Source organism: Mesorhizobium sp. WSM4310, assembly GCF_007003935.1.
Taxonomy (GTDB): domain Bacteria; phylum Pseudomonadota; class Alphaproteobacteria; order Rhizobiales; family Rhizobiaceae; genus Mesorhizobium.
Genome location: NZ_VFTA01000029.1, coordinates 12,934 through 26,324, shown reverse-complemented (window position 1 = coordinate 26,324; position 13,391 = coordinate 12,934). Strand labels below are relative to the sequence as shown.

Genomic DNA, 13,391 nt, shown 5'->3' with positions numbered 1-13,391 from the left:
TGCTATAATAAGAAGCATGGATGCTCCCTCCCATTCCGCTGAAGACAGCCGCCGGCGCGAGCTTGGGGCTTTCCTGCGCTCGCGGCGCGAAAGGCTGACACCCTCGGCGACCGGCATCTCGACCGGCCTCAGGCGCCGCACGCCGGGCCTGCGCCGCGAAGAGGTGGCGATGATCGCCGGCGTCGGCACCACCTGGTACACCTGGCTGGAACAGGGCAGGGACGTGCGCCCTTCCGTGGAGGTGCTGACGGCGTTAAGCGAGGCGCTGCGCCTGGACGCCGTCGAGAGGCGGCACCTGTTCATCCTTGCCGGGCGTCAGCAGCCGGAGCGCCGCGTCGCCGCGCCGGAAAAGGCCGACGGTCCCTTGCTGCACATGTTGCAAAGCCTCGTCCTGCAACCCGCCTACGTCGTTGGCCGACGCTGGGACGTGCTGGCCTGGAACGACGCGGCCGTCGCGGTGTTCGGCGACTATGGCCTTCTCGAGGGTGACGCCCGCAACATCGTCCACATGGTGTTCACCAGCCCGCACCACCGCCGTTTGCTGGTCGACTGGGAAGAACTCGCCCGCGTGGTGCTCGCGTCGTTTCGCGCGGAGAGCGCCAAATATGTCGGTGATCCCGATTTCGACCGGCTGATCGCGCTTATGATGCGCTCGAGCCCCGAGTTCCGTGACTGGTGGCCCCTGAGGGACGTGGCACGAAGACTGACCGGGCTGAAGCACCTGCGGCACCCCGTTGCGGGTGCGATGACATTCGAGCATATGAGCCTGTCGATCGACGATGGTTCTGACATGAGGCTGGTCGTCTACACGCCGCTCGCCGAGCAGAACTCGATTGCCAAGCTGCAATCCTTGCTGGACGCACTTCCGGCCGAGCGGCGTAGCGCCTGAGCCGGCGGGGGTCAGCCCTTCGGCTTCAGCCCATCCAGGAACAACTGCTCCAGGAATCTTGCCGCGTCCTCGAAGCGCCCGTCGCCGCCACGGTTCGGTCCCAGCACGGCGCGCACCTGGACGTCGAAATCGGCGTAGTGCTGCGTCGTCGCCCAGATCGAGAAGATCAGGTGCCAGGGGTCGGTGCGGGCGATCTTGCCGGCGCGCATCCAGCCCTTGATGACGGTGGCCTTCTCGTCGACCAGCGTCTTCAGATCGCCAGCCAGCAGCGGCATGATGCGCGGCGCGCCTTGCAGGATTTCGTTGGCGAACAACCGGCTCTCGCGCGGGAAATCGCGCGCCATTTCGAGCTTTCGCCTGATGTAGCTCCTGAGCTCGGTCAGGGGATCGCCGATGTCGTCGAGTTCGCGCAGCGGCGCAAGCCAGGTGTCGAGCAGGCGCAGCATCAAGGTCTCGTGAATGTCCTCCTTGCGGCGGAAGTAATAGAGCAGGTTCGGTTTCGACATGCCGGCGGCTTCGGCGATCTGGTCGATGGTCGAGCCGCGGAAGCCATGGGTGGAGAACACTTCGAGCGCGGCCTCGAGGATGAGTTCGCGCTTTTCCTGCTGGATGCGGGTGCGGCGAGGGGCTTCCGTGCCGGTGTTCACCGTTGCGAACCCTCATGTTGGCGGTCATCTGGACCAATTCTCTGGACCAGTTTTTCCCTAGGCTGTGGAACGCACTTCAGGAGCCGCATTTCCGCTAGTAATCCCTTGACCGCCGACAGGGCGGTGCTAACGTTTGTCCAATCGGTCAAAAATTTGCGTAGCATGAAAACGGCGCAAAGACCAAGCGTTGGACGCACCGAAACAGGTTACAAGGGGAAGTCTTGGTCATGTCCAACCGGCTGAAAGTCACGCCGAACGATCTCAGTGCATTCTGGATGCCGTTCACGGCAAACCGGCAGTTCAAGCAGGCGCCACGCATGTTCGTGTCCGCCAAGGACATGCACTACACGACCAGCGATGGCCGCAAGGTGCTCGACGGCACCGCCGGTCTGTGGTGCGTCAACGCCGGCCACTGCCGGCCGAAGATCACCGAGGCGATCCAGCACCAGGCCGCCGAACTCGACTACGCGCCGGCCTTCCAGATGGGCCATCCCATCGTGTTCGAGCTGGCCAACCGCCTGGTCGACATCGCGCCCAAGGGCATGGACCATGTCTTCTTCACCAATTCGGGTTCGGAATCGGTCGAGACGGCGCTGAAGATGGCGATCGCCTATCATCGCATGAAGGGCGAGGGTGCCCGTACCCGTCTGATCGGCCGCGAGCGCGGCTATCACGGCGTCAATTTCGGCGGCATCTCGGTCGGCGGCATCGTCTCCAACCGCAAGATGTTCGGCACGCTGCTCGGCGGCGTCGACCATATGCCGCATACGCATCTGCCGGAAAAGAACGCCTTCTCGAAGGGTGTGCCGGAATATGGCGCGGAGCTTGCCAACGAACTGGAGCGCATCGTTACCCTGCATGACGCCTCGACCATCGCGGCGGTCATCGTCGAGCCGGTCGCCGGCTCCACCGGCGTCATCCTGCCGCCCAAGGGCTATCTGCAGAAGCTGCGTGAAATCTGCACCAAGCACGGCATCCTTTTGATCTTCGACGAGGTCATCACCGGCTTCGGCCGTCTCGGCGCGCCGTTCGCGGCCGACTATTTCGGCGTCACGCCCGACATCATGACCACCGCCAAGGGCGTCTCCAACGGCGTCATCCCGATGGGCGCGGTGTTCGTGAAGAAGGAAATCCACGACGCCTTCATGACTGGTCCCGAGCATATGATCGAGTTCTTCCACGGCTACACCTATTCGGGCAATCCGATCGCCTGCGCCGCGGCCTTGGGCACCCTCGACACCTACAAGGAAGAGGGCCTGCTCACCCGTGGCGAGGAACTGGCGCCCTATTGGGAGGACGCGCTGCACTCGCTGAAGGACGAGCCGCATGTCATCGACATCCGCAACATCGGCCTGATCGGCGCGATCGAACTGGCGCCGATCGCCGGCAGCCCGACCAAGCGGGCCTTCTCGGCCTTCGTCAAGGCGTTCGAGCGCGGCGCGCTGATCCGCACCACAGGCGACATCATCGCGCTGTCGCCGCCGCTGATCATCACCAAGGGCCAGATCAACGAACTGATCGACCATGTGCGTGAAGTGCTGAGGTCGATCGACTAGCCTAGTCTATAGTCGGACGGCGTTGGGAACCGCCGTCCGATTTTTGAATGAAATGGAAGGACTTTGAATGGCCGCACCCGGCGAGAATCTGCGAATCAATTCAGACCGTTTGTGGGATTCGATAATGGAAATGGCGAAGATCGGCCCTGGCATTGCCGGCGGCAACAATCGCCAGACCGTGACCGACGAAGACGGCGAGGGCCGGCATCTGTTCAAGCGCTGGTGCGATGATGCCGGGCTCGAAATGGGCGTCGACGAGATGGGCACGATGTTTGCCCGCCGCGAAGGCACCGACCCCAGCCTGCCGCCGGTCTATGTCGGCAGCCATCTCGATACGCAGCCGACCGGCGGCAAATATGATGGCGTGCTGGGCGTCCTCGGCGGCCTGGAGATCGTGCGCTCGCTCAACGATCTCGGCATCAAGACGAAACACCCGATCGTCGTCACCAACTGGACCAACGAGGAAGGCGCGCGCTTTGCCCCGGCGATGATGGCGTCGGGCGTATTCGCCGGCGTGCTCGACCAGGCAGACGTCTATGAGCACACGGACAAGAACGGCAAGAAATTCGGAGAGGAACTGGAGCGCATCGGCTGGAAGGGCACGGAGAAGGTCGGCGATCGCAAGATCCACGCCTTCTTCGAACTGCATATCGAACAGGGGCCGATCCTCGAGGACGAAGACATCGACATTGGCGTCGTCACCCATGGCCAGGGCCTGAAATGGCTGCAGGTGACGCTGACCGGCAAGGAAGCCCATACCGGCTCGACGCCGATGCCGAAGCGCCGCAATGCCGGTCTCGGCATGGCGCGCGTGATCGAGCTGGTGCACGAGATCGCCATGGACTACCAGCCGGATGCCGTCGGCGCGGTCGGCCACATGGAAGCCTATCCCAATTCGCGCAACATCATCGCCGGCCGCACCGTCTTCACCATCGACATCCGCTCGCCCGAGAAGGAAGTGCTCGACGCCATGGATGCGCGCGTCCGCGAAGGCATCGACACGATCTGCGAGGCGCTCGACATCCGGTACAAGGTCGAGCAGGTCGGCCATTTCGATCCGGTCACCTTTGATGCCGGCTGCGTGAAGGCCATCCGCGATGCCGCCGATCGGCTCGGCTATACGCACCGCAACATCGTCTCCGGCGCAGGCCACGACGCCTGCTGGATCAACCGCGTCGCGCCGACCGCCATGGTGATGTGCCCGTGCGTCGACGGGTTGTCGCACAACGAGGCCGAGGAAATCACCAAGGAATGGGCCGGCGCCGGCGCCGACGTCCTGTTCCACGCGGTGGTGGAGACCGCCGTCATCGTGGAGTAAGCCTAGAGATTTCAAACGCCGCTCGCAAAGAAGCGCGAAGAGAACAAGGGAACAAGAAAATGACCAAAGTCATCAAGAACGGCACCGTCGTCACCGCCGACCGAACGTGGAAGGCGGATGTGCTAGTCAAGCACGGCAAGATCGTCGCCATAGGCTCCGACCTGCATGGCGACCATGAGTACGACGCCACCGGCTGCTATGTCATGCCGGGCGGCATCGACCCGCACACCCATCTCGAAATGCCGTTCATGGGCACCTATTCGGCCGACGATTTCGAATCCGGCACGCGGGCAGCCCTTGCCGGCGGCACCACCATGGTGGTCGATTTCTGCCTGCCGGCGCCGCAGCAGTCACTGCTCGAAGCCTTGCAGATGTGGGACAACAAGACGTCGAAAGCTGCCTGCGACTATTCCTTCCACATGGCGGTCACCTGGTGGGGCAAGCAGGTGTTCGACGAGATGGCCACCGTCGTCGACAAGGGCATCACCTCGTTCAAGCACTTCATGGCCTACAAGGGCGCGCTGATGGTGGACGACGACGAGATGTATGCGTCGTTCCAGCGCTGCGCCGACCTTGGCGCGCTGCCGTTGGTGCATGCCGAGAATGGCGACGTGGTTGCCGCACTTTCGCAGAAACTGCTCGCCGCCGGCAACAATGGCCCGGAGGGCCATGCCTATTCGCGGCCGCCGGAAGTGGAAGGCGAGGCGACAAATCGCGCCATCATGATCGCCGACATGGCCGGCGTGCCGCTCTACGTCGTGCATGTCTCCTGCGAGCAGGCGCATGAGGCCATTCGGCGGGCGCGCCAGAAAGGCATGCGCGTGTTCGGCGAGCCGCTGATCCAGCATCTGACGCTGGACGAGAGCGAGTATTTCGACAAGGACTGGGACCATGCGGCGCGCCGCGTGATGAGCCCGCCCTTCCGCAACAGACTTCACCAGGATTCGCTGTGGGCCGGGCTGCAGGCCGGGTCGCTGCAGGTGGTGGCGACCGACCATTGCGCCTTCACCACCAAGCAGAAGCGCTTCGGCGTCGGCGATTTCACCAAGATCCCCAACGGCACAGGCGGCCTCGAGGACCGTTTGCCGGTGCTGTGGACCAAGGGCGTCAACACCGGGCGGCTGACGATGAACGAGTTCGTCGCGGTGACCTCGACCAACATCGCCAAGATCCTCAACATGTATCCGAAGAAGGGCGCCATCGTCGAAGGGGCTGACGCCGACATCATCGTCTGGGATCCAAAGCGCAAGAAGACGATTTCGGCCAAGAAGCAGCAGTCGGTGATCGACTACAATGTGTTTGAGGGCGTCGAGGTGACCGGCCTGCCGCGCTTCGTCTTCTCGCGCGGCGAATTGTCGATCGAGGAGGCCGAGGTGAAGGCAAAGCCCGGCCACGGCCAGTTCGTCGGCCGCGAGCCGAACGCCGCGGTCAACCGGGCCCTGTCGACGTGGAAAGAGATCACCGCGCCGCGCAAGGTGGAACGCACGGGCATCCCGGCGACGGGGGTTTAGGCTTGGCGCGTTCGGCCGCGCTCATCGCGATGGTCTTGGCGGCGGTTGCCGGTGGCCCGGCGACCGCGGCCGGCGTGCTGGCAGGCTCCTGGGGCAATGATGTCGGCTGTGCCGGCATCAAGGCCGGTTACCAGAACAGTGATGCCTATATCCTGTTGACCGCGGAAGGCATCGAGACCTATGGCAGCGGTTGCCGGTTCGAGCAGCAATTGACCCCGGTGCCGGGTCCGCAATCGCTGCGTTCGACCTGTTCCGCCGAAGGCGAGGCGGGAACGGCGATCGAAACAATCGTGGTGACCAACAAGGGTGCGGATGGCTTCTTCGTGGCCATTCCCGGTCTTGAGGAACTGGGGCCGCTGCGGTCATGTTCGTGATGTTATGAGCACTGGGATCTGGGGGATGAGCATGCGCGGTTTCGGTTTGTCTGTTGCGATGACGCTTGTGCTGGCGGCGGGACAAGCTTCCGCGGCAAGCATTGATCTGTCGAAACCCTATGGCGACAAATATGGCTGCATCAACCGCAATGGCCAGGAAGTCGCCGCCGACAAGATGCTGCTTTTGACCGACAAGGAATTGATTACCGCCGCCAGCGCCTGCACGTTCACGAAGACGCAAGCGCAGGCTGACGGATCGCTGGTGGTGACGGCGACATGCGAGGCGGAAGGCGAAGAGGGACAGGAGCCGACCAATTTCACCATCAAGCGCAGCGCCAGGAACACCAGGAAGCTGACGATCACGGATGCGGACGGCAATGTGATGGGGGAAGTCTCGCGGTGCAAATGACGGCGATCCCGTCGAGCTCAGGCGACCAGCGCATCCAGTTCCGGCAGCAGGACGACACTCTCCTGTTCGTTTGGGTCGGTGCGCGCAATGACGGCCGAGGACGGGGCGTTGCTCAGATTGGCCGGCAGATGCGGCACGCCGGCCGGAATGTAGAAGAGGTCGCCGGCCTTGACGACGATGTGGTGTTCGAGCCGGTCGCCATACCAGGTATGGACCTCGCCGGAGAGCACGTAGATCGCCGTTTCATGGTTCTCGTGCAGATGCGCCTTGGCACGGGCGCCGGGCGGCATGGTGAGCACGTGCATGCAGATGCCGGAGGAGCCGACCGACTCCGTGGCGATGCCGGAGAAATAGGTCAGTCCCTGCTTGCCTTCATAAGTGCTTTCAGGGCGGATAAGATGACAAGTGGGTTTGGGCGACATCGGGGAAACTCCGGGCGTCGATTTGCGTGGAACAGGGCCAATGGGACAGGGCAAGTGGAAAACAACATCGCGATAAAAGCAATCGGATTCCGGCCGACGCCCCTTTGGCGGGAACAGGCAGGCAGCGGCCGATGACAGGGATTTCGCCAGCCGTTGTCGCGGCAAGCAAACTTGGCCTCACCTTCCAGACCAATGACGGCCCCGTCCAGGCACTGTCCAATGTCGACCTGACGATCGGCAAGGGGGAGTTCGTCTCCTTCATCGGACCGTCGGGCTGCGGCAAGACCACGCTGCTGCGAGTCATCGCCGATCTGGAGAAACCGACATCAGGCACGATCTCGGTCAACGGCATGACGGCGGAGCAGGCGCGCGGGAAACGCGCCTATGGCTATGTCTTCCAGGCAGCCGCCCTGTTTCCGTGGCGCACCATCGAGCGCAATGTCGCGCTGCCGCTGGAGATCATGGGCCTGTCGAAGGCGGAGCAGGCGGAACGCATCAAGCGCACGCTCGATCTCGTCAACCTCTCGGGCTTCGAGAAGAAATACCCCTGGCAGCTTTCCGGCGGCATGCAGCAGCGCGCCTCGATCGCCCGAGCGCTGGCCTTCGACGCCGATCTGCTGCTGATGGACGAACCGTTCGGCGCGCTGGACGAGATCGTGCGCGACCACCTCAACGAGCAATTGCTGGAGTTGTGGGGGCGGACCAACAAGACCATCTGCTTCGTCACCCACTCCATTCCGGAAGCGGTCTATCTGTCGACGCGCATCGTCGTCATGTCGCCGCGCCCGGGCCGCGTCAGCGATGTCATCGAGTCGACGCTGCCCAAGGAGCGGCCGCTCGACATCCGCGAGACGCCGGAGTTTTTGGCGATAGCTGCCCGCGTGCGCGATGGGTTGAGGGCAGGGCACAGCTATGATGATTGAGCGGCCTGGCAAGCAAGCGGCCCCCTACGCTTTCGTCATCCTAGGGCGGAGCAGGCGCGAAGCAGCCTGCGTAGACCCTAGGATCCATGCCGTGACGTCGGTCGGAGAGCGCAAACGGCTGAGAATACCCGCCAAGCAGGGCGAGACGCAGGCAGCCATGTTCCGCACCGCTGCGGAGCGTCGAGGTAACGGCATGGATCCTAGGGTCTGCGCCGCGTCGCTTCGCTCCTTGCTCCGCCCTAGGATGACGAAGAGAACGAACGTCGCGGCAGCGAAAACGAAGGCACCCGGCCTTCGCTTCGCTCCGGCCACCCTCTCCCCGGCGGGGAGAGGAGAAGGGCAGTTCTAGATGGATAGCTTCCGCGACAAGCTCGTCCCCGTGACCTCCATCCTCGCCGGCGTCGTCGTGCTCTGGTATGTCTTCGCCGTCATCCTCAATGCGCCGTTCCAGCGCGATCTCGACACCCGGGCCAACGAAACGCCCGGCGCCGTCGAGTTCATCGGCAAGACGCTGGCGCAGCCGAAGCCGACGCTGCCGGCGCCGCATCAGGTGGCGGTGAACTTCTTCGAGAACACGTTTCTGCGGCCCATCACCTCGAGCCGCAGCCTCGTCTACAATGCCTGGGTGACGCTGTCGTCGACGCTGCTCGGCTTTGCCTTCGGCACCGCGCTCGGCATCATCATCGCCGTCGGCATCGTGCATGTGGCGACGCTCGACCGCAGCCTGATGCCGTGGATCATCGCCTCGCAGACCATTCCGATCCTGGCGGTGGCGCCGATGATCATTGTTGTGTTGGCGGCGATCGGCATCACCGGGCTGATCCCGAAGGCGATGATCTCGACCTATCTGTCGTTCTTCCCGGTGACGGTCGGCATGGTGAAGGGGCTGCGCTCGCCCGAGATCATGCATCTCGACCTGATGCACACCTACAATGCCAGTGCCTCGCAGACCTTCTGGAAGCTGCGCGTGCCGGCCTCGGTGCCGTTCCTGTTCACCTCGATGAAGGTGGCGGTGGCGGCAAGCCTGGTCGGTGCCATCGTCGGCGAACTGCCAACCGGTGCTGTCGCCGGCATCGGCGCCAAGCTGCTTGCCGGCGCCTATTACAGCCAGTCCATCGACATCTGGTCGGCGCTGGTCGCCGGTTCGATCGTGGCGGCACTGCTGGTCATGGTGGTCGGCATTGCCGGGCGCATCGTCGATCGCGCCATGGGCGGGAGGCCGGCATGAACTGGCTGAAACCTTCGTGGCAAGCCGTGCTGGCGATCGTGTTGTGCGTGATCGCAATCGCGCTCGGCGCGATGTCGAAGCCGGAAGCGGCAGCGCTCGCGGACCCGACCGCCAGCATCAGCTATCCCTATCTCGGAACCAAGGGCCTGATGCTCGGCCTGGTGATCGTGGCGGCGCTGGTTTCGATGCTCAGGATTCCTTCGCTTGTGGAGGCCGTCGTGTTGTTTGTCGGCGCCCATCTCGTTGCCTGGCTGCTGATCTCGGGCATTGCGGGGTTCGAGGGCACGGCATTGGCGCCGTACTTCCTGCTGCTTACCGCCGCTTGGCTCCTTGGCTGGCGCTGCGTGGCGGTGCTGTCGGGGCTTCGCCCGATGGCGAACTCGGCCCGCAACGCGCTGCGCCTGGTCATCCCCGCCATCTTCGGCGCCTGGATCCTGATCATCTGGGAAGCGGTGACGCGCGGCGCCGGCATCCCCTTCATCCTGTTGCCGCCGCCAAGCGCCATCGGCGCGCGCATCGCCGGTTCGCTTCCGGTGCTCGGCGCCGATGTGCGCCAGACCATCTTCAAGGCGGTGATCTTCGGCTATGTCGTCGGCAGCGGCGCCGGCTTCATCACCGCCATCCTCGCCGACCGCGTGCCGTTCCTGCGGCGTGGGCTTTTGCCGATCGGCAACATGGTCTCGGCGCTGCCGATCATCGGCGTAGCGCCCATCATGGTCATGTGGTTCGGCTTCGACTGGCAGTCCAAGGCGGCGGTCGTCATCATCATGACGTTCTTCCCGATGCTGGTGAACACGGTCGCCGGGCTCGCCGCATCAGGCCATATGGAGCGCGACCTGATGCGCACCTACGCGTCGGGCTATTGGCCGACACTGATCAAGCTCAGGCTGCCGGCCGCCGCTCCCTTCATCTTCAACGCACTGAAGATCAACTCGACGCTGGCGCTGATCGGCGCCATTGTCGCCGAGTTCTTTGGCACGCCCGTCGTCGGCATGGGCTTCCGCATCTCGACCGAGGTCGGGCGGATGAACATCGACATGGTCTGGGCCGAAATCGCAGTTGCAGCACTTGCGGGTTCGGTCTTTTATGGCGTGGTAGCTCTTGTCGAAAGAGCCGTCACGTTTTGGCATCCCTCTGTCCGTGGTGGATAGGGGCGGTGGGTTTAAGGGTGCTAACTTCAGAGGGTAAAAACATGAAAAGACTTGTCATTCCAGTTCTGGCCGGCGCGATGTCGCTCGCCGCCTTCCAGGCAATGGCCGCCGACAAGGTGACGTTGCAGCTGAAATGGGTCACGCAGGCCCAGTTTGCCGGCTACTATGTCGCCAAGGCCAAGGGTTTCTATGAAGCAGAAGGCCTCGACGTCGACATCAAGCCGGGTGGCCCCGATATCGCGCCCGAGCAGGTGATCGCCGGCGGCGGCGCCGATGTCATCGTCGACTGGATGGGCGGTGCGCTCGCCGCGCGCGAAAAGGGCGTGCCGCTGGTCAACATCGCCCAGCCCTTCAAGAAGGCCGGCATGGAGCTGGTCTGCCCGAAGGACGGGCCGATCAAGACCGAGGCCGACTTCAAGGGCCATACGCTGGGCGTCTGGTTCTTCGGCAATGAATATCCGTTCTATGCCTGGATGAACAAGCTCGGCCTCAAGACCGATGGCGGCAAGGACGGCGTCACCGTCCTCAAGCAGAGCTTTGACGTGCAGCCGCTGATCCAGAAGCAGGCGGATTGCATCTCGGTCATGACCTACAACGAGTACTGGCAGCTGATCGACGCCGGCTACAAGCCGGAACAGCTGACCGTTTTCAACTATTCGGCGATGGGCAACGACCTGCTCGAGGACGGGCTCTATGCGTCGGAAGACAAGCTCAAGGATCCGGCTTTCGCAGACAAGATGGTGCGTTTCGTGCGCGCCTCGATGAAGGGCTGGAAATACGCCGTCGACAACAATGACGAGGCCGCAGGCATCGTCATGGATGGCGGCGGCCAGGACGAGAACCACCAGAAGCGTATGATGAGCGAAGTCGCCAAGCTGATCGACAATGCCGACGGCAAGCTCGATCCGGCGACCTACGAGCGCACCGCCAAGGCGCTGCTCGACCAGAAGATCATCACCAAGGAGCCGAAAGGCGCCTACACGACCGCGATCACCGACAAGGCGATCAAGTAACCCGGCAGAGCGTGATCCCGCAAAGGTCATGCTCAAATGTAAAATGGAGCGGCGCCCTCAGAGGCGCCGTTCCTTTATGGTGTTCATGACGAAGCTGGTCTCGATCGAGGCGACGCATTTCAGCCGCGCGATCTTTTCCTTGATGAAGCGCTCGTACTGTTCGAGGCTGCCGGTCACCACCTTCAGCACATAGTCGCGCGAACCGGTGACAAGGTGGCATTCCAGCACCTCTTCCCAGCCGCGGATCGCCTCTTCGAACATGACGATCTCGTCCTCGTTCTGCCGGCTGAGCCGAATTGTGGCGATGGCGACCATACTCCAGCCGAAGACGGCGGGATCGACCAGCGTGGTGTAACCCTTGATCACACCCGTCTCCTCCAGCCGCCGCACGCGCCTCAGGCAAGGCGATGGCGACAGGCCGATGCGCTCGGCGAGGTCGTTGTTGGTGATGCGGGCGTCGGCCCGCAGTTCGCGCAGAATCCTGAGGTCGAAATCATCGGCTATCTTCTGCTGCATTTTTGCTCTCTTTAGGCTGTTTGTTGCCGGCATGCAGCCATGTGAGCCCGAGAATAGCAAGGACTGGCTGATCGGGATCGCATAAATTGCGGGGCGACATCCCTCGAAAGCAGGAAAAGCCATGACCGCGCCACGCCCGTCGAAAACCCATATCGGCAACCACAAGCTCCATCCGGAGACGCTGATGCTGAGCTATGGTTTCGATCCGCAGCTGTCGGAAGGCGCGGTCAAGCCACCGGTGTTCCTGACCTCGACCTTCGTGTTCAAATCGGCGGAAGAGGGGCGCGACTTCTTCGACTACACGTCCGGCCGCAAGGAACCGCCGAGCGGCACGGCGTCGGGTCTCGTCTATTCGCGCTTCAACCATCCCAACAGCGAGATCGTCGAGGACCGGCTAGCGATCTATGAAGGGACGGACGCCTGTATCCTGTTTTCCTCCGGCATGTCGGCGATCGCGACGACACTGCTCGCCTATGCCCGTCCGGGCGATGTCATCCTGCATTCGCAGCCGCTTTATGGCGGCACCGAGACGCTTTTGACGCGCACGCTGTCCGGCTTCGGCATCGGCGCCGTCGGTTTCGCCGATGGTGTCGACGAGAAGGCGGTTCGGGCAGCCGCCGATGCCTCGGTGGTGAAGGGGCGTGTTTCAGTCATCCTGATCGAGACGCCGTCCAATCCGACCAACAGCCTGGTCGATATCGCGCTGATGCGGACGATCGCTGATGAGATTGGGGCGAGCCAAGGGTCAACACCGATCATCGTCTGCGACAACACGCTGCTCGGCCCGGTGTTTCAGCGGCCGATCGAGCATGGCGCCGATGTCTCCGTCTATTCGCTGACCAAATATGTCGGCGGCCATTCCGACCTGATCGCGGGCGCGGCCATGGGCAGCAAGGCGGTCACTAAGCCGATCAAGGCGCTGCGCGGCGCGATCGGCACGCAGCTCGACCCGCATTCCTGCTGGATGCTCGGCCGTTCGCTGGAGACGCTGTCGATCCGCATGGAGCGGGCCAACGACAATGCGCGCCTGGTCGCCGAATTCCTGCGCGATCATGCCAAGGTCGAGAAGGTGCATTATCTGCCGTTCCTGGGCGAGGATACGCCGGGGGGGCGCGCTTATGTGAGGCAATGCAGCGGCGCTGGCTCGACTTTCTCCTTCGACATCAAAGGCGGAGAGAAGGCGGCTTTCGCCTTTCTCAACACCCTGCAGATCTTCAAGCTGGCGGTAAGTCTCGGCGGCACCGAGTCGCTCGCCAGCCATCCGGCCGCCATGACCCATTCCGGCATTCCATTCGACGTGCGCCAGCGCATCGGTGTGCTGGAGACCACGGTCAGGCTGTCGATCGGTGTCGAGCATCCGGACGATCTGATCGCGGACCTGACGCAGGCGCTGGCGTCGGTCTGATTTCTCTCTCGGGACGCCGGAAGGGGCGG

14 protein-coding genes are annotated in these 13,391 nt (G+C 63.2%); 11 read left to right on the top strand and 3 right to left on the bottom strand.

From position 1 onward, the window contains the following. Positions 1-16 precede the first annotated feature (16 nt). Complete coding sequence (locus tag FJV80_RS25910) at positions 17-889, top strand: helix-turn-helix transcriptional regulator (RefSeq protein ID WP_095787703.1); 873 nt, start codon at positions 17-19, stop codon at positions 887-889. Positions 890-900: 11 nt separating this feature from the next. On the opposite strand, the gene FJV80_RS25905 is transcribed toward FJV80_RS25910, so the two are convergent. Beyond that, positions 901-1,536, bottom strand: coding sequence for a TetR family transcriptional regulator C-terminal domain-containing protein (locus FJV80_RS25905; protein WP_142877789.1), 636 nt, complete (start codon positions 1,534-1,536; stop codon positions 901-903). Positions 1,537-1,763: 227 nt separating this feature from the next. Here FJV80_RS25905 and FJV80_RS25900 point away from each other — a divergent pair, with 227 nt between their 5' ends. The 5 genes from FJV80_RS25900 to FJV80_RS25880 all read left to right on the top strand — a co-directional run bounded on the left by FJV80_RS25900 (position 1,764) and on the right by FJV80_RS25880 (position 6,704). After that, positions 1,764-3,092: an aspartate aminotransferase family protein gene (locus FJV80_RS25900; protein WP_142877788.1), complete on the top strand. Its 1,329-nt coding sequence runs from the start codon at positions 1,764-1,766 to the stop codon at positions 3,090-3,092. Between the two features lie 67 nt (positions 3,093-3,159). After that, positions 3,160-4,410 carry a Zn-dependent hydrolase gene (locus FJV80_RS25895; RefSeq protein ID WP_095787704.1) on the top strand — a complete coding sequence of 417 codons (1,251 nt, stop codon included), beginning with the start codon at positions 3,160-3,162 and terminating at the stop codon, positions 4,408-4,410. Between the two features lie 59 nt (positions 4,411-4,469). After that, positions 4,470-5,921, top strand: coding sequence for a dihydropyrimidinase (gene hydA / locus FJV80_RS25890; protein ID WP_095773893.1), 1,452 nt, complete (start codon positions 4,470-4,472; stop codon positions 5,919-5,921). A gap of 2 nt (positions 5,922-5,923) precedes the next feature. Beyond that, the gene (locus FJV80_RS25885; RefSeq protein ID WP_142877787.1) at positions 5,924-6,295 is read left to right on the top strand and encodes a hypothetical protein; all 372 of its coding nucleotides are present in this window, start codon (positions 5,924-5,926) and stop codon (positions 6,293-6,295) included. Positions 6,296-6,326: 31 nt separating this feature from the next. Next, positions 6,327-6,704, top strand: coding sequence for a hypothetical protein (locus tag FJV80_RS25880; RefSeq protein ID WP_245437623.1), 378 nt, complete (start codon positions 6,327-6,329; stop codon positions 6,702-6,704). Positions 6,705-6,721: 17 nt separating this feature from the next. Here the strand turns inward: FJV80_RS25880 and FJV80_RS25875 are convergent, their stop codons facing one another. Then, a complete protein-coding gene (locus FJV80_RS25875; protein WP_095773896.1) occupies positions 6,722-7,126 on the bottom strand; it encodes a cupin domain-containing protein in 405 nt (134 codons plus the stop codon). Positions 7,127-7,257: 131 nt separating this feature from the next. On the opposite strand from FJV80_RS25875, the gene FJV80_RS25870 reads away from it, so the two are divergent. The 4 genes from FJV80_RS25870 (at position 7,258) to FJV80_RS25850 (ending at position 11,441) form a co-directional block, all read left to right on the top strand. Next, positions 7,258-8,049 carry an ABC transporter ATP-binding protein gene (locus FJV80_RS25870; RefSeq protein ID WP_095773897.1) on the top strand — a complete coding sequence of 264 codons (792 nt, stop codon included), beginning with the start codon at positions 7,258-7,260 and terminating at the stop codon, positions 8,047-8,049. A gap of 349 nt (positions 8,050-8,398) precedes the next feature. Continuing rightward, positions 8,399-9,277, top strand: coding sequence for an ABC transporter permease (locus FJV80_RS25860; protein ID WP_095773899.1), 879 nt, complete (start codon positions 8,399-8,401; stop codon positions 9,275-9,277). Next, complete coding sequence (locus tag FJV80_RS25855) at positions 9,274-10,428, top strand: ABC transporter permease (protein ID WP_095773900.1); 1,155 nt, start codon at positions 9,274-9,276, stop codon at positions 10,426-10,428. Before FJV80_RS25860 ends, FJV80_RS25855 begins: the two co-directional genes overlap by 4 nt. Positions 10,429-10,469: 41 nt before the next feature. Continuing rightward, on the top strand, positions 10,470-11,441 hold the full coding sequence (locus FJV80_RS25850; RefSeq protein ID WP_019859152.1) for an ABC transporter substrate-binding protein: 972 nt from the start codon (positions 10,470-10,472) through the stop codon (positions 11,439-11,441). 57 nt (positions 11,442-11,498) lie between these two features. On the opposite strand, the gene FJV80_RS25845 is transcribed toward FJV80_RS25850, so the two are convergent. Then, positions 11,499-11,957 carry an Lrp/AsnC family transcriptional regulator gene (locus tag FJV80_RS25845; RefSeq protein ID WP_095773901.1) on the bottom strand — a complete coding sequence of 153 codons (459 nt, stop codon included), beginning with the start codon at positions 11,955-11,957 and terminating at the stop codon, positions 11,499-11,501. A 121-nt stretch (positions 11,958-12,078) separates the two neighbouring features. Between FJV80_RS25845 and FJV80_RS25840 the strand changes: the two genes are divergently transcribed. Continuing rightward, the gene (locus tag FJV80_RS25840) at positions 12,079-13,362 is read left to right on the top strand and encodes a cystathionine gamma-synthase family protein (protein ID WP_142877785.1); all 1,284 of its coding nucleotides are present in this window, start codon (positions 12,079-12,081) and stop codon (positions 13,360-13,362) included. Positions 13,363-13,391 lie beyond the last annotated feature (29 nt).